The sequence below is a fragment of the Alteromonas sp. Cnat2-8 genome (assembly GCF_022348355.1).
Lineage (GTDB): Bacteria > Pseudomonadota > Gammaproteobacteria > Enterobacterales > Alteromonadaceae > Alteromonas > Alteromonas macleodii.
Genome location: NZ_JAKREX010000009.1, coordinates 42,187 through 58,975, shown reverse-complemented (window position 1 = coordinate 58,975; position 16,789 = coordinate 42,187). Strand labels below are relative to the sequence as shown.

At 42.2% G+C, this 16,789-nt stretch carries 16 protein-coding genes and 1 pseudogene; 4 read left to right on the top strand and 13 right to left on the bottom strand.

Features of this window, described 5'->3' with window-relative positions; translation table 11 throughout:
* Nucleotides 1–13: 13 nt before the first annotated feature.
* Genes MHN00_RS20070 through MHN00_RS20060 form a run of 3 tightly spaced genes read right to left on the bottom strand, consistent with a single transcriptional unit; the run spans nucleotide 14 to nucleotide 5,601 of the window.
* Nucleotides 14–3,121 (bottom strand): CusA/CzcA family heavy metal efflux RND transporter, encoded by a 3,108-nt coding sequence (locus MHN00_RS20070; protein WP_012516886.1) that lies wholly within the window; start codon nucleotides 3,119–3,121, stop codon nucleotides 14–16.
* Nucleotides 3,122–3,136: 15 nt separating this feature from the next.
* The gene (locus tag MHN00_RS20065; protein ID WP_239302194.1) at nucleotides 3,137–4,318 is read right to left on the bottom strand and encodes an efflux RND transporter periplasmic adaptor subunit; all 1,182 of its coding nucleotides are present in this window, start codon (nucleotides 4,316–4,318) and stop codon (nucleotides 3,137–3,139) included.
* A 2-nt stretch (nucleotides 4,319–4,320) separates the two neighbouring features.
* Nucleotides 4,321–5,601, bottom strand: a complete 1,281-nt coding sequence (locus MHN00_RS20060; protein ID WP_012516884.1) for a TolC family protein — start codon at nucleotides 5,599–5,601, stop codon at nucleotides 4,321–4,323.
* Nucleotides 5,602–7,200: 1,599 nt separating this feature from the next.
* Between MHN00_RS20060 and MHN00_RS20055 the strand changes: the two genes are divergently transcribed.
* The 4 genes and pseudogenes from MHN00_RS20055 (at nucleotide 7,201) to MHN00_RS20040 (ending at nucleotide 10,293) form a co-directional block, all read left to right on the top strand.
* On the top strand, nucleotides 7,201–7,572 hold the full coding sequence (locus MHN00_RS20055) for a hypothetical protein (protein ID WP_226434503.1): 372 nt from the start codon (nucleotides 7,201–7,203) through the stop codon (nucleotides 7,570–7,572).
* Nucleotides 7,573–7,633: 61 nt separating this feature from the next.
* Nucleotides 7,634–8,449 carry a hypothetical protein gene (locus MHN00_RS20050; RefSeq protein WP_023559485.1) on the top strand — a complete coding sequence of 272 codons (816 nt, stop codon included), beginning with the start codon at nucleotides 7,634–7,636 and terminating at the stop codon, nucleotides 8,447–8,449.
* Nucleotides 8,450–8,533: 84 nt separating this feature from the next.
* Nucleotides 8,534–9,268 carry a hypothetical protein gene (locus MHN00_RS20045; RefSeq protein WP_239302192.1) on the top strand — a complete coding sequence of 245 codons (735 nt, stop codon included), beginning with the start codon at nucleotides 8,534–8,536 and terminating at the stop codon, nucleotides 9,266–9,268.
* Between the two features lie 59 nt (nucleotides 9,269–9,327).
* Nucleotides 9,328–10,293: pseudogene (locus MHN00_RS20040) on the top strand (IS481 family transposase).
* 251 nt (nucleotides 10,294–10,544) lie between these two features.
* Here MHN00_RS20040 and MHN00_RS20035 read toward each other — a convergent pair.
* From MHN00_RS20035 to MHN00_RS19990, 10 genes are all read right to left on the bottom strand, one after another.
* Nucleotides 10,545–10,682: a hypothetical protein gene (locus MHN00_RS20035; protein ID WP_239302190.1), complete on the bottom strand. Its 138-nt coding sequence runs from the start codon at nucleotides 10,680–10,682 to the stop codon at nucleotides 10,545–10,547.
* A 110-nt stretch (nucleotides 10,683–10,792) separates the two neighbouring features.
* A complete protein-coding gene (locus MHN00_RS20030; protein WP_012516876.1) occupies nucleotides 10,793–11,161 on the bottom strand; it encodes a hypothetical protein in 369 nt (122 codons plus the stop codon).
* 49 nt (nucleotides 11,162–11,210) lie between these two features.
* A complete protein-coding gene (locus MHN00_RS20025) occupies nucleotides 11,211–11,663 on the bottom strand; it encodes a hypothetical protein (protein WP_239302188.1) in 453 nt (150 codons plus the stop codon).
* Nucleotides 11,664–11,673: 10 nt separating this feature from the next.
* Nucleotides 11,674–12,327, bottom strand: coding sequence for an isoprenylcysteine carboxylmethyltransferase family protein (locus tag MHN00_RS20020; protein ID WP_014997006.1), 654 nt, complete (start codon nucleotides 12,325–12,327; stop codon nucleotides 11,674–11,676).
* The gene (locus MHN00_RS20015) at nucleotides 12,317–12,640 is read right to left on the bottom strand and encodes a DUF2933 domain-containing protein (RefSeq protein ID WP_014997005.1); all 324 of its coding nucleotides are present in this window, start codon (nucleotides 12,638–12,640) and stop codon (nucleotides 12,317–12,319) included. Before MHN00_RS20015 ends, MHN00_RS20020 begins: the two co-directional genes overlap by 11 nt.
* Before the next feature lie 46 nt (nucleotides 12,641–12,686).
* A complete protein-coding gene (locus MHN00_RS20010; protein ID WP_012516868.1) occupies nucleotides 12,687–13,043 on the bottom strand; it encodes a cupredoxin domain-containing protein in 357 nt (118 codons plus the stop codon).
* Nucleotides 13,044–13,052: 9 nt separating this feature from the next.
* The gene (locus MHN00_RS20005; protein ID WP_196494312.1) at nucleotides 13,053–15,401 is read right to left on the bottom strand and encodes a heavy metal translocating P-type ATPase; all 2,349 of its coding nucleotides are present in this window, start codon (nucleotides 15,399–15,401) and stop codon (nucleotides 13,053–13,055) included.
* Nucleotides 15,402–15,425: 24 nt separating this feature from the next.
* Entirely contained in the window at nucleotides 15,426–15,836 is a 411-nt protein-coding gene (locus MHN00_RS20000; RefSeq protein WP_015066020.1) for a MerR family transcriptional regulator, read from the bottom strand.
* A gap of 118 nt (nucleotides 15,837–15,954) precedes the next feature.
* On the bottom strand, nucleotides 15,955–16,404 hold the full coding sequence (locus tag MHN00_RS19995; protein WP_014997003.1) for an AIR synthase-related protein: 450 nt from the start codon (nucleotides 16,402–16,404) through the stop codon (nucleotides 15,955–15,957).
* Entirely contained in the window at nucleotides 16,389–16,781 is a 393-nt protein-coding gene (locus MHN00_RS19990; protein WP_014997002.1) for a hydrogenase maturation protease, read from the bottom strand. The genes MHN00_RS19995 and MHN00_RS19990 overlap by 16 nt, the downstream gene beginning before the upstream one ends.
* Nucleotides 16,782–16,789 lie beyond the last annotated feature (8 nt).

Sequence of the window (16,789 nt, the reverse complement as noted above, 5' to 3'; positions counted from 1 at the left end):
GCGTAAAATTTGATTAAGAGTTGCGTTTGTTATGTGCGAGCTGATAAAGCGCAGGTAATATAAACAGTGTCAGTAAAGTTGACGATATAATTCCCCCAATGACTACAGTGGCGAGCGGTCTTTGTACTTCAGCACCTGTTCCTGTATTAAGTGCCATGGGAACAAAGCCTAAGCTGGCCACTAACGCAGTCATCAAAACAGGTCGAAGCCGGATTATGGCCCCTCGAATTACTGAAGTATAAATATCACCATTTTCCTGCCAGAGTTGTCTGATGAATGCGACCATCACTAGTCCATTCAAAACCGCGACCCCGGACAAAGCGATAAAGCCTACTCCCGCAGAAATTGAAAGAGGCATATCTCTAATCCAGAGTGCCAGTACTCCTCCAGTCAAGGCTAGTGGTACACCAGTGAAAATTATCAATGCGTCTTTAACAGACCCAAACGCCATAATGAGTATGCCAACTATCAACGCAAGCGTAACCGGAACGACTAAAGTCAGCCGTTTGCTGGCGGATTCCAGTTGTTCAAAGGTACCACCAAACTCTAACCAATATCCTTCCTTCATTTTTAAATCGGATTTAAGTCTTTTTTGTAAATCAACGACAAATCCTCCTAGGTCGGTTCCTCGTACGTTAGTCGTTACGACAACTCTGCGCTTTCCATTCTCTCGGCTGATCTGTGCAGGCGCCGGCTTTAACTCGAGAGTGGCTACCTCTTCAAGCGGTACAAAACTATTGCCGACACGAACAGGTAAGCTCTCTAATTTGTCAATATTTGTACGCAACTCTTCAGATAATCTGATTACAATTTTAAACCGACGATCGCCTTCATAGATTATGCCTGATTCCTTACCCCCTATGCTGGTTGAAACGAGTGCTTGAATGTCTGCTACGTTAAGACCGTACCTTGCGAGAGCATCTCGTTTTGGTAATATGGACAACATAGGAAGGCCGGCAACTTGCTCAACTCGGGTGTCTGAGGCACCTTGTATCGACTCAGCGATCTCAGCAACCTTATTTGCAGAATCCAACAATTGCTCTAAGTCATCACCGAAAACCTTGACTGCAACATCAGCCCTTACGCCGGAAATCAATTCATTAAATCTCATTTGAATTGGTTGGGTAAATTCATAGTTATTACCGGGAAGCTTTGAGGCGACTGATTCAATTTCAGCCACTAGATCCGATTTAGATTTAGCTGGATCAGGCCATTCTGAGCGAGGTTTAAGTATTACAAAACTATCGGCTACATTAGGAGGCATTGGGTCTGTAGCGACTTCTGGTGTACCTATTTTCGCAAAGACTACCGCTACCTCTGGAATTTCTAACAGCGCACCTTCAAGTAATTCTTGCATTTGAATTGATTGGTTTAGACCGGTACCCGTTATGCGTAAAGCCTGTAAAGCGACATCACCTTCATCCAGTTGAGGAATAAATTCAGACCCAAGTGTTGTTGCCAACCATCCGCAGAAGACAACAAACGCTAGTGCAGCCCCAAGAGCAGCAGCTTTAAATTTAAGAATAGCCCTAAGTGCTGGTTCGTAAGCCAGTTTCACCCAACGTATTAAAAAACTCTCCTTTTCACTGATTTTTCCCCCCATGAAAATTGCGATCGCTGCAGGCACTACCGTCAGTGACAAAATCATTGCCGCAATAAGAGCGATAACAACAGTTATTGCCATGGGATGAAACATCTTTCCCTCTACGCCTGTTAAAGTAAAAATAGGCAGATAAACAGCGGTTATGATCCCGACTCCAAATAAGCTGGGCCTGATTACTTCAATCGTTGCTATTTTCACTTCTTCTAGACGTTCCTTGAGTTGAAGAAGTCTGCCGTGATGCTGTTGCGCTTCAGATAAGCGCCTAATACAGTTTTCAACAATGATGACAGCGCCATCGACAATCAGACCAAAATCTAAAGCCCCCAAACTCATCAGATTTGCCGAAACACCTCTCTGGACCATTCCAGTGATTGTCATCATCATAGCAATAGGTATGATCGCAGCCGTAATAAGAGCCGCTCGAATATTGCCTAGTAGTAAAAATAATATGACAATTACGAGTAATGCTCCTTCCAGCAGGTTCTTCTGCACAGTGTTTATCGCTTTGTCGACCAGTGTAGTTCGATCATAGGCGGGTTCAGTAACTACCCAGCTTGGTAACGATCTTTGAATTTCAGTTAATTTACTGGCAGTTAAAGCTGCAACTTCCCTTGAGTTTTCTCCCAGCAACATCATGACCGTTCCCATCACTGTCTCTTTACCATTTCTTGTAGCGGCACCGGTCCTCAGCTGCTTACCCAAGCCTACAGTTCCAATATCTTTTATTAGAACAGGAACAGATCCTTTTTTTCCTACTACGACATTTTCGATATCCTTTATCCCTGTCAATTGACCTGGAGAGCGAACAAGAAGTTGCTCGCCATTTTTCTCAATATAGCCTGCTCCAGCATTATCATTGTTTAAATATAGTGCTTCAGAAATGTCTTTAAGCGAGACTCCCATCTCCAGCATTTTTACAGGGTCGGGATTGACGTGATATTGCTTGTCATAACCTCCAATAGTGTTTACTTCTACTACTCCCGGAACCTGGGCTAACTGTGGTCGAATGATCCAATCTTGTACCTCTCTTAAAGCCATAGGTGTGACCGGCGAGCCATCGGGTAACGTTGCTCCATCTTTCCCTTCCAGTGTATATACGAAAATTTCGCCAAGCCCTGTTGCGATTGGCCCCATTTCTGGCTCAAGGCCATCAGGTAAAACACTTTTAAGGTTAGCAAGTCTTTCGTCGATTAAATTTCGGGCAAAAAAGATATCCGTTCCTTCTTCGAAAATAACTGTAATCTGTGAAAGACCATACCTCGATATAGAACGTGTATAGGATAAGTTAGGCAAGCCATATAGTGCTGTTTCGACAGGAAATGTTATTCGTTGTTCAGCTTCTAATGGTGAGTACCCCGGAGCTTTGGTGTTAATCTGAACCTGTACATTTGTAATATCTGGTACAGCATCAATAGGTAATCGCTGGTAGCTCCAAACGCCGATCCCAATTAAGATTAGTGCAAGAACAAGAAACAAAAAGCGTCTTTCTACTGAAAGACGAATAATATTATCAATCATTTATCGTCTCCAGGATTAGTGAGCGTGAGAGGCACCGGATTTTTCAAGATCCGCTTTTATCAGAAAGCTATTTTTTGATACGTAAATTTGACCAGCGATTAAGCCACGCTTTACTTCAGTGAAGTTGTCATCTTTTATACCCAGCTCGACAGGGACAGCTTGAAACGTGTTACCATCGTTTAAAAATACAACTGAGTTACCATCCATTGATTGGATAGCTTCATTCTCAACGCGAAGCGAAACATCGACTTTCTGAGCATCAACTACACCTGTAACCATATCGCCGGGGGAGAATTCTCCTTCGGTATTAGTGATTTCAACAATTGCGATCTGATAAGGTTCAAGTGAACCTGACGGAATGAGAAATTTGACCTTTGCATCTTGCTGTCGGGAACCTTTTTTTATGTGGATATAAGAGCCCTGCTTTATTGTATCCCGCTTGGATGGAAATACTTTCAATTCTGCCCAAAGCGTTTCAGCGTCGACTATTTTATAAAGCGTTTCACTGGTAACCAACTGCCCAACATTAACATTTCGACTTACTACCGTACCCGAAATTGGCGCTTTCACGATGTAGGTTTGTAAGCTGTCATTTGATTGAATTTTTGCAATTACATCGCCAGCCTTCACGCTGTCACCAACATCCGAAGCGAGAGTTTCTACAACTCCCGAGAACCGCGCATTAACTTCAGCCTTGTTCTTGGGTGGAATTACAAGAGTACCCAACAATTCGATATGTCTTTCAATGGTCCCACTCTGAACTTCGGAGGTTGCTAATTGAAACTTTTCAGTTAATGCTCTTGAGATCTGTGTTCTTCCCTCGAAGTTTTCCCACTCCCAGGAATACTTTCGTCTTTTGTCAGACAGATAAATAGTAGCCCTAAAAGAATGAGGTTCAGACAGAGCTTTTATTGACCGCAAAACCCCCTCTGAAGTTTGAAACTCAAATTTTTCTGAGCTTGAACCTAACTTCTGTAGCTCTATAGAAAAGGAATCAGGGATAAATGGCTTCCCATCTTCAAAAGTCGAGGCAATAATTACAGAGCCCTCGGGGCTTTCATCGATACTTACTTCTATTTTGATGTTACCTTTCTGGAATATATTTTGGTTGTCATTTGAATTGGTGACATCTTCACTTGCGGTCGCGATAGATGTCACAGTGCCGATAAGAAATAAAAATAAAATTTGCTTTAGCATAATTAATCCTGGAGATTGAAAGTGAATGATTTCAGAGATTGCCCTGTCCATTGTTCGATAAGTGCTTCATTGAGCAGGGTGGCTTCGCGATAGTTGATGAGACTCCGTTGAGATTGGAGAAGTGCATCACGTGAAGCAAACCATTCTTGATAAGTGTAAATTCCCTTTTGATAGCCCTCCTTGGTCAGCTCCAATGCTCTTTTCAAATCTGGCATTACTTCTTTTTCCAGGTGCAATGCTGCCTGTGAACTAAAATTTATGCTTTTCGTTGCTTTAAATAGAATCGCTTTTACATCGAGATACTTGGTGTCTCGCTCTAATAACTCCGCCTCCTTACTAGCAATTGCAGATTTGACTGCACCCGAATTCCTCTTCTCAGCAAATAGTGGAATTGAGGCACCAAAAACTAACGATGTATCTTGAGCTCCCTGATTCCTTCTAACACCAACAGACCAAGATAGGTCTGCGGTATTATCAGACTTAGCCAACTGAATTTCAGCGTCCTTCAGGTCAAGTGACTTAATTAGTAAATCCGCATTCGATGATGATAAGAATTGGTTAAAAAGTGTTTCGTAGGAATAATTTTTAGCGGGTGAATTTAAAGAACCAGTAAGCGTGATATCTTCATAATTGCCCTGCCAGAATAGTGTGAGAGATTGCAGGGCTATCTCTTTATTCACCTTTGCTGTCGCAAGTTCTAATTTCGCTTGATTTAAAGCCGATTTAGCTCTGAACAATTCAGCATCATTCGTTGCACCACTTTTTATTCTATTAGTGATCACAGTAAGAGCATCTTCAGCTAAGCTCACACTTCGCTCAGCTATTTGCAGACGCTCCTGTTGTGCCAGAACGCGAATATACTGCTGAGTGAGCCCACCAAGTAGTGAGAGAGACATTGAATACTGCTCTGAATCTAAAAGGGCAGCTCTGGCATCCACAACCAGTGTTCTTGCACTCTTCTTTCCACCAAGTTCATACACTGAAGATAGAGAGATGGTTGCTTCTGCTGCTTGAACTCCCGAAGTAGAACTTGTGCCCATCACATTTTCTAGATTAGCACCTACGGTGTAAGCTGGAGAAAGCAAAGCTTGTTGGCGATCTCCCTCAAGAGCTCTAGTAAGAGGTCTGAATTTCAACAAGCTTGGATGACGGTTGAGAGTAAGTTGAACTGCATCATCTAAAGTTACTTGTTCTGCCAATGCATTGGCTTGAGATAGCATCAATGCACTAGTCAATATTCCGGCGCGCGTAAATTTGCGCACAGGAAACTGTGAAATTTTCATGATATATAATCCTAGTCAGTTGAAAAAACGAAAAACGACAGGGATTAAATTCTTGGAGGACGCTCTATTTGGTTAATGAAACGATTAGGTGTAGCTTCACTATAAACTGAGACTAAATTGGGAGATTTTTTTAGAAACGAGCTTTCAATATCAAAGTAAAAAGCTATGTGTGTAAAATGGCCATGACAAGAACAACAATGGTCACAATCACTTCCCGTATCTAAATCGTAAGCATCGGACAGTTCGATTAATGTATTTTCAGTACATAATTCATTGCTAAACAAGTGGTCTTGTTCAATAGAAAACGCGTCAGTCACAATCAACAAAAATTGTGCGCACAACAAAAAAGCGGCTAAGACCACTTTTAGATTTTTGCTAATGCGGTAATTCGTTTTCAACACAAGATTCCTCTATTGGCAATTCATGTTCTCTTAAAATATGATTGTAGTCAATGCCTAAATGGTCAGCTTTCTGATTCACAAGAGGAACTCTGTATTAAAAAGCCATGTATTTCAATTAAGTTGCTAAATCTTGTCAGAAAAACAGAAATCTACTGCAAAGCCTGCTCATACATAATCCGGCAATGTAAAATAAGTACACCGAAGGAATAGAAGAATACAACATGCAATTTCAATAAGCCTGTCACAATTATTGCGTCTCGCTCGTACCAAAACCTGTAATACCCCCTACAACAAGTGTAAAAGCAAGTCCAATACTGAAAGATAAAATCACCGTTGACCCAAGAGGTAGCTTTTCCAATTGCTATCTGATCTCCTTACAGTGAGCGCATCAATGAACAACAAAGTAAATATTATCTGGCTCATGCCATAACCGTGATGCTATGCTTATGAGCATGAAGTTGGTTCGCATCGCTTCTTTGAGTTCACCAAATCATCTAAGGCTCCATTTTCGAATAAACGGTACAATAGACTAGTAGAAAGGCATATCGGAAACTCGATATCGCTAGATACCTTACTGTAACTTTTTGGCTAAAAACGTTGTCGCTTCGCGTAAAAATACCGGTCATTTTTTGACCTTGGCAAGTTCATGTTTTAATCTGCTATCCCCGCGTCACAACGGGGATCACTGCTCTTATGTGTTTTATCTTTAGATTGCGCAGCATGATGTTTTCAGCAGTTAGGTAGACTAAGAAAAATACTAATATCTAAAGCAATCTGACGACCAATAATATCAGGTTTCTAGCAGAGTAATACCGCTTCGAGTATGAATTCTGAAGTATACTTTGTTTGTTAACAACCACTCATTCCTGGCATAGCAAGCTTCTTTAGGGGAGGTTTCCTAAAAATCTGAAGAGGCTCCACAGATGACTGAAATCTATGAAGGGGCACTATAATAATTGTGATAATTCTCTTTCTGATCTAGAACCGTAGCAGAGTTACTTTCATGTTAAATAGTTCATGTTAATGCACATTAACGTTACCTATTCGAGTAGAGATAAGAAGTTAGCTTTCCTCTTTTGACTACGATATATCATGCAAGCGAATAGCGCTCACTTCAGCAGCAAATTTAAAATAATTAAAGGGTTGTAAATCTCTGTCAAGACAGTTGGGTGACGTCAACATGTTGGAGATATACAAGATGAAAACTAAGCTGCCTCATATTGGTATTTTTTGGGTCTACAAGTCGACTGTACTTGCTAAAGCAATGCCTTTGAATAGTACAGAGCCTGATAGCCTTTCACTCTATGACAGTGACTTTAGCCATTTAGTAGAGTGGGAAGAGCATAGAATATACCTTCCGTGTTTTCCTGAGCTCATTGCTGTTGAATATCAAGAAGTCAGCAGGGGTAGAATAATCTACTCTGGAAACTCAAAGTTCTTTAAAATATATGCAGACAGAAAAGTGGTACAGAGCGTTGAGCTTCAAACCTTGGTATGTGATAAATTTAATCTAATACCGAGTCAATGCACTTGGAAGCTAGACAAGCATTACCGTATCTTTAGTTCATAAAAAGCTTACGAAAAAGTTAAAAAGTCGCTTTGTAAAGAATACGCAAGCAAATCATAAGGACATGACGTTGAATATATTTGAAGCAATAAACAATAGTATTTCTGACTTTGTAGAAAATCAAGAAAATAAAGCGCTCAAGAGAGGTACAGGCTCTTATTCGATACCGTTTAGAGGCTCTATCTTCGGGGAAATCGAGACAGCAAAAGTATTAAGTAAGCTCAATGCCGAATCAGTTGATGTAATTTGGTTAGGCTCAAATCCTAATGTTCCTGAATCTCTCGACGCTATTTTGTCTCCTTCCTCCCCTTCCCACTACGAGGGTTTTGTGCAACAAGCCATGAACGACAATTTCAGCGAAGCGTACAAAAATAGCGACGGTGCGAATGTCCCATTGTGGGATCCTATTAACAAGCCAAACAACAAGTGGCAATTCTACTCAGAGATATTCAACAAGCGGTTTGGTGAACACAAAACGCTCATGGCTAACATAGTGCTGTGGGGAAGTAAGGATTTTAAAAGCTTCACTTCTCAGTTGGCTAAATACGATAAAGCGCTTTTAGAGAGAGCTATTCAGTTTTCTTACGAGCTGAACAATCAGATAATCGAGTACTTCAAGCCAAAAGTTGTTCTTGTTCCCAAGAGCTCTAATAGCCCATCATCAAAGAATTGGCTACTACACTCTTCAAACTTAACAGACATACAGCATCACGAAGTGAGAGGTAAAGTAACGTTCAAGTTTTCAGTAGGTAGCCTGCAAAAAGGCGATTTTAAAACAACTGTAATATCAGCCCCCCACCCTTCATACACACCAAGAATTGGTCGTGAATTTAGAGAGTCTGCGCAAAACGCTATCTTCACAGTATTACAAAATTGCTGATACTTATTAATCTACTTCATAAACAAAAACTAATTTTGCATTTGTTAGCATCTTTAGTTGATGAGTTTATCGCACGAGAGTTACATGATAGAACTTAAGATTTTGGGATCCTTTATTACCGCTAGTGCAACTATTTTAGTAGCCTTAGCAACATATATATGGAAAATTCAGAGAGAAAAAAAAGAAAGTAATCGAACAATAATTTATTTACTCCTTGAGTTACGCAATGTATTTATCAATTCAGTAATTAATACAGATCGCGCGATTGACGGTTACTTGAAGCTGTATTTAGAGAAATTGAATGACCAAGCATTCTCGCCTAAAGATAAATCAGCATTCGAAGCAGAGCTACGAATTGCCCTTGAAAAAGCATTTAATTCGTTAATCATTGGTATGAAGAAAGAACTGCGAGTAGATTTCTCCTCTCAGTTTGACAGCGCTATTTTAGAGCTTTCAAAACATGACCCAATACTTGCTTACCGGTTGCAGAAAAACATAAAAATTGAAAAAACTTTCGAGGTAATTGAGAATCATCTAACGAGGACCAAAGATTGGGTCGATAACACTAACGAAGAGCATTTGCCTTCTATTGAGAATATTTCGCGAAGATTAGAATCTAAATTGGCTGAAAAACTAGCTGGAGATCTTGAACAAGATATTCTCACCGTTGCTAGTAGTGATTCATTTTTAACTAAATTAAAATGCAGAAGGATCATTAGCAATAAGAACATAAATAGCATTTACGATTTTAGCGAGATCGGTCCCTATTTGGATGAATCTTTAATTACGGTCTTCGAAGACAGTAGTCAGAATATTTAAGACAACAAGGACGTTTATGTGTGTGATTCATAGAGATCGTTTCAACATAATACGACTCTATGAACAAAGAAATTAGACAGCGACTCAAGTGGATTGAGCTTTACGAAGAAACTAAAAATGCAGGTCTGGTTTGCCGCAGGTGTGGTATGTCCAGACCCACTCTTCGTAAATGGTTAAAACGATATAAAGAAAATGGTCTAGACGGTCTTCAGGACGTTTCTAAACGCCCTCATACCTCGCCAAATGCTAAAATAAACCATCAGATAGAGGAATGGATTCTAAGCCTGAAAAAAGACAGGAAGCTTGGTGCGCGGAGAATCCAAAATGAACTTCTTCGCGAGCATAGTGTTCAATTATCGCTTGCTTCCATACATAAGGTGCTGACCAGACATGACGTTAAACCAATAGTATTTCAACGGAAGAAAAAAGACTTCATCCGTTACCAAAGACCCATTCCAGGTGATCGAGTGCAGATGGATACATGCAAAATCGCTCCTGGAATTTACCAATATACTGCTATTGATGACTGCTCTAGATATCGCGTACTGGATGTGTTTAACCGGAGGTCGGCAGCAAACACCCTTATTTTTATCGATAAGGTAATCGAGGAAATGCCATTTCCAATACAGCGAATACAAACCGACCGTGGTACAGAATTCTTCGCAGAGAAAGTTCAGCGAAAGCTGATGGATTATGGCATCAAATTTCGTCCTAACAAGCCTGGTTCTCCTCACCTGAATGGTAAGGTTGAAAGGTCGCAAAGAACCGACAAAGAAGAGTTTTATTCGACAGTAAACTTGAATCTAGACGAACTAAAAAACGAAACATTGCCCGAATGGCAGCATTACTACAACTGGCAACGGGCACATGGTTCGTTAAAGGGAAAAACGCCAATGGATATTGTCTGTGAAAGACTTGAACAAGCCCCACTTTGAGAAGAGGTTCACGAGGATTATATAACTGAGGACGAGCGCATTCAGCTATCAAATTATCAACGCGACCTGCAACTGAGAAAAGTGAAATGATGTCTATGAATCACACAACTCATGCCATATAAATCAACTTTCTAACACTCCAAACAATGGATAGTAACTCGCGATCACAACAGTGAGCGTTGGATAAAAACTTCGGTCTTTATCGAATTTATTTAACTTCGCCAATCCTATTATTAAAACAGCTACCAAAGCCCCTATTGAAGTACTCACTAACACTTTATTTACCCATGTGCCGGTAATAGAAAAATTGCCCCTTCCAGCGGCTAAAACTTGCCACGCTTCTATTCGTCTTTGCTTGAAGAAAACGCTTTTAATGCTTTTTCCAGTGAATATTTTGCGTTAGGCATAACGGAACCTGTGAATTCTTGTACCGCTTGATGGATTTCATGCTCAGCTGGGTTTCTTTCAATTATTCCCAAGTTAAGTAACTTAATTCTGTCCGCTTCGTTTTTACTGTGTTGTCCTGTTTTTGTTTGTTATGGCTGTACGATCAGGCGTAACGTAAGTCTGATCGTTGCTATTGAAACAATTACTTTTTATGGGTTTGCCCAGGAGGAACACGGTGGCAACTCCAGGGTTTGTGTTTTGCATTTTCACGAATGTTTTCGTCAACGAATTGGTAATAGCCTTCTTTCATTTTTGTCCAAAAGTCGTCCGAAATGTCTGCCCCGTTGTCACGAATGATTGTCTCAATGCCATCTAAATTGCAGTGGGTTGCATCGTAGCCTATATGCAGGGTACTTTTGGCGTCCTCAAATGAAACTGCATCGATTCCAAAGGTCCCATCAATGCCAGCAATAATTGCTTCTATGTTATCTTCGGTAATACCAACCAACTTTAAATGCCGTACGACTAAATTCGCCTCTGATACACCGACTCTGTGATCTAGATCGCTCATCTTTTCCTCCTATAAATCGATTGTTAACTTGTTTATGTTCGTCATTTCTTTAATTATTTAAAACACTATTGGCACCGAGCTGCTGCTTCATTAACGATTGTAAAATTGACATTCTTTGTTCAAGATAAAACAAATGTTCGTCTACCGAATTTCCCATGACTACAAAGTCGCCCCCTGCTAAACCGCTGTCGATAAGAACGAGACTTCGTTGAAGGCCATTTGTGTACGTTTCTTCCAGATGTGCTTTGTGTTGCAGGTCTGTTTCACTTTGGAGTCTCTTCTCAATATTCGTTAAATAAATTTCCATCATTTTCATATGCTCAACGATGAGAGTTTGCCTATCAGAGACGTCGTTGATCCGTTGTATGCGTTGCATTAGTGTATCCATGACAAGCTCATTACTTCGAAGCATATCATCCGCACTCATCGACGTTTGAGCAGCAGCAAATGTCGCGGGTAACACCCCTCCAACAAACAGTAATGACAGTAGTACTTTGTTCATTTTGTAATCCTTAATTAGTGCTTGAAACGTTTGAAATACCCATACGGGGAAACCAACCTGGCGTCGTTTGTTTATAGTGTCTGTAGCTATCACCAAACTCGGATTCAGCTTGCTGCTCTTCTCGCGTGGCGAGTCGAGCATAAACGACAATAAGAATTGGAAACATAAGTAAGGTTGGCAGTGTTGGCCATTGCAACAAAAAGCCAAACATGATCAGTATAAATGCAACATATTGAGGATGCCGGCAGCGAGCGTACCATCCAGTAGTGGCTAAACTATGCGATTTTTGCGCGTGGTGTAGGACACTCCAAGAAGCGGATAGTAAAAAGAAACCTAAAATGATGATGACATTACTTAAGATGTGTAAAATATCCCAGTGAGCATCGCCGGATAGCCCTAGCAAAGTATGCCACAAGTGACCATTTTCATGCGCTAAAAAGTCTACCCCTGGATAACTTTCCGCTAACCACCCTGACAAAAAGTATATTGTCAGGGGGAAACCATACATTTCGGTAAATAAGGCCACGATAAAAGCGGAAAATACACCTAGGCTTCGCCAATCTGTTTTCGACTTCGGCTTGATAAAACTAAACGCAAAAAAGATAAAAATGGCTGAGTTTATAATGACTAGTGCCCAGAGCCCATAATCAGAATCACCGTGCATTATTATTCTCCGTTTTATGTTTTCCTTTACGGGCCTGCTCTAACCCTTCGATATAGCCTTTTCGATATTGCTCATTGTCCTCGGTTTGTTCTTTAAATGTTTTTTCGGTGTGCTCATGTGTTTCATGTCCTTTGCCATGACTGCCGTGCATAAAAATGTGCATGACAAGGCACAACAACAAGATCAAGTAAGGTAAATACGGAAACACATGCTCACCATGCTCAACCAGCAAGAAGTAGCTCGCGGCGGTAATAAGGCCTATGGCAGACCAACCACTGGGGGTGCGCCAAAAGGGGACTTTTTGTTTACTCATAATACACCTCGCTTTGGTATCTTTTACGTTAATAAAAAGCGTTTAATCACTTGATCACCAACGTGCCACGATACATTTGCATCTGACAATGAAATGGGTAAACGCCGGCACTGGAAGCAGGAATAGTGACCGTCACTCGCTTGTTAAGCGCTAATGTTTCATTGATATCCAACTCCGGGATCAATAACGTTTCTGCACAGGGCGTTGCATCTTCTCTGACGAACATAAGCTGAACGGACTGATGCGCCGGCACCGTGATATTGGCAGGCTGATACACGCCGTCTTTTACAAGGACTTTGATACTGCCGTCTTTTATCTGGGTTGATTGTGCTTTGTAAAGCCAAAACCACCAAACAATAAGCCCAATCAGGATAAGCCCTGCTAAATTAATCCATATCATCATTGTGTACTCCTAGTGCTCTTTCGCTTTAAATAGACGTAATCGGTTAGCATTGGTCACCACCGTTAGTGATGAGAATGCCATCGCTGCACCAGCAATGACTGGGTTAAGCAGTATCCCTAAGAATGGATAAAAGACGCCTGCCGCAAATGGTATTCCGGCGACATTATAAATAAATGCGCCAAAGAGGTTTTGCTTGATGTTACGCAGTGTTGCTTTGCTCACGGCAATTGCATCCGCTAACCCATGTAGGGAGCCGCGCATCAACGTTATATCCGCACTTTCTATCGCTACATCAGTCCCAGTCCCAATCGCAAAGCCGACGTTGGCATGAGCAAGGGCCGGTGCGTCATTTATGCCATCACCGGTCATACCCACAATTTCGCCTTCACGTTGAAGCTCAAGTATTTTGTTTGCCTTATCTTCCGGCATCACTTCGGCAACGTAATCTGCAATCCCCGCTTTTCGGGCGACGGCTTTTGCGGTCAGTCGATTATCCCCGGTTAACATCACAACTCGTATCCCGTTATGCTGTAGCCGCTTTATCGCATCTATTGAGTCAGATTTTATTGGGTCAGCGACGGCAATTACGGCAACTAATGTAGAATCAATAGCAAAATACATAGGGGTCTTTGCATCCGCTGCTAACCTCTGCGCTTTGTCGATGTAATGATGAAGCTCGATCCCTTGGTCTATCATCAATTTTTCATTTCCAAATAGCAGGCGTTGAGAATTTAGCATGGCTTCAACCCCCTTCCCCGCAATGGACTGAAAATCAGTAACGGAATGGATCGGCACACCTTGCTCCTTTGCAGATTCAACGATCGCCATGGCAAGTGGATGCTCAGAACCAGACTCAAGGCTAGCCGCCAAAGAAAGCACATCGTTGTGACTATGATCTGAAACTATAACGACATCTGTTACTTTAGGGGCCCCCTCAGTAATAGTGCCTGTTTTATCTAGAACCATAGTGGTTATTTTTGATGCAGATTGCAGCGCTTCGCCGTTTCGGATAAGAACCCCCGCTTCAGCCGCCTTTCCCACACCGACCATCACCGACATCGGTGTGGCCAAACCCAAGGCGCAAGGGCAGGCAATAATCAGTACTGTGGTCGCAGAAACGATTGCAAAAGCTACTTCAGGAGATGGACCATAATTCAACCAGGCCAGCGCACTGATCACGGCAATGATCATGACGACCGGTACAAAATAGGCGGAAATCATATCAGCTAATCGACCAATAGGCGGTTTAGAATTTTGTGCGCGTTTTACCATGTTAATAATTTGAGCAAGCGCGGTATCTTTTCCCACGCGCTCTGCTCGAAAGACGATAGAGCCTGATTTGTTTATCGTGCCGGCAACGACCTCATCGTCTTTTCGTTTTTCTATGGGCATGGGTTCACCCGTTAGCATTGATTCATCAATACTTGTCTGGCCCTCGACAACTAAGCCATCAACAGAGATGCGCTCCCCAGGGCGAACCCGGATAAGATCATTTAGCAGAACATCTTCAATCGGAATATCTATATCATGCCCATCACGAATGACGCGAGCTGTTTTGGCTTGTAAACCAATCAGTCGTTTAATTGCCTCGGACGTTTTACCGCGTGCTTTTATCTCAAGCGCTAAGCCTAAATTAATGAGACCAATTATCATGGCTGTTGCTTCAAAATAGACATGCCGCGCCATTTCAGGCACATATCCGGGGAAAAACACAACGACCATAGAGTACAACCAGGCTGTTCCTGTCCCCAATGCAATCAAAGTATCCATGTTCGCGGCGTGATTTTTAAAGGAGTTCCAAGCACCTACATAAAAATGCCGACCAGAAAACACCATAACACCCAATGTCATGATCCCTACAATCAACCACACGATCCGCTCAGTGGTCGTGTTGACGCTCATTTCCCCCGTCACCAAGCCATAAAGCATCAGTGGCACACCCAGAGATAATGCAATGACCATGTCTCGCATTAGTTTTTTATAATATGCCCAGTCCGCCTGTTCCTTTTCTTCAATGGCAGCCTCATCTGAATCCGTATTCGCTAATGTTGCGTTATACCCAGCTTGCTCTACCGCCTTAATCAATGCGTGGGAGGATGAACTGCCCATCACCAACACCGAGCGTTCAGCAAAATTCATCTCAGCATTGGTGACACCCGAGACCTGTTTTAAGGCCGCTTCAATTTTAGACACACAACTGGCGCAACTTGCACCTTGGATATTGAGTTGTAGCTCACCCGAAGACGCAGAGACTTGCTCAGTATGTGTTTCACTCTCGACCGCCTTACTAGCGGTTGATACTTTTTTGTCACCGCCACAACACGAATGAATTTTCGCATCGTCCGTTTTTGAATTCATGAGCCACTCCCTCTCTAAATAATGTTATGATTTAAGTGTTGTGAAACCTTCAATCAAATGGCAAATCGTATCGGCCGTTGGATGCTGATCCGGTGTATTTTCCCATTCTGAGATTGCTTTTCGCATGCGCAGTCTTAGCTCATGCATGTCCTGATACCGCTGTTCAGTTTCTTTCAACCTTTGTTCAATAAGGCGCCGAACCGTCGGGCATGGCGCGTTGGTTTGTGATGACGTGAACAGAATTTCCTTAATATCATTGATAGAGAAACCTAATGAACGCGCGCTTAAAATAAACCGTAGTCGTGTCACATCAGCGGGCCTGTAATACTTGTAACCATTGTGCGATTTACTTGGCACCAAAAAACCAATGCGCGTGTAATACCGTACGCTGTCCGCGCTAATCTCTAGTGCATCTGCAATTTGTTTAACGCGCATTTTAACGCTCCTCTTTTATCAACATAGATATGCGGTTAAGCACGCCTTTAATCCTATGTTCTACTCTCACGTTACTAGGGTAAACCTATGTGTTGCTCACAGGTCAACACCTATTCTTTCAGCAGATCCTTGGAAGCGGCTCATCTTCGAGTTCATTCATGAAACGTCTTCCTCCCATTGGCGTAACAATGGTCACGCGCCCTTTTGATTCGGTGTTTTTTACTATTACACCAATGTGTTCGGCCTGCTCCCCGTTTCGAATGCTCCGCCAGTGTTCTAGCACCTTACCGCTTATGTCAGGGGCAACAACAGCAACAATGCGTCCCTCACACGCTAAAACAAACGGATCAAAGCCTAATATTTCACACACGCTTGCCACTTCAGGTCGCACCGGAATATTATTTTCAATTAACTCGATATCGAAGCCTGTTTCATTAGCAACGTCATGGAGTAATACTGACAACCCTCCACGAGTTGGGTCACGCACAAAACGAACACCTTCCAAATGCTTGATTGGATCAATAAGAGGAACAACGCTTCCACAATCAGACTTTAGCTGACCTTGCAAACCATAGTCCTCGCGAGCAAGCAGGACACACGCACCGTGATCTGGTGAACGGAATGGGTCGTCGCTTGCTTAAACTGATCCGCAATTGCCTCGTCCTCAAACACTCTCACCGTACCAGGCGAACAGCGCATGTAGGCCGCGTCGATGACTATCGTATGATCGGAACTCGCGACCCACTCCAAAAGTTCATAGCTCAGTGTCCCAGCGTCAATGCAAGATACATTTGAATAAGACTTTAGCAGGGGTTGCAGAGCACGAACCGCGTGCACACCAACGCCATCATCTCGCTGCAGTAGATTTCCAACACCAATGATAGCGTAGCGCTTAGCCGCATTTTTAATTTGGTCAATTGTTGGTGTAGTTTCTAGTGATAGCATCGGTATTT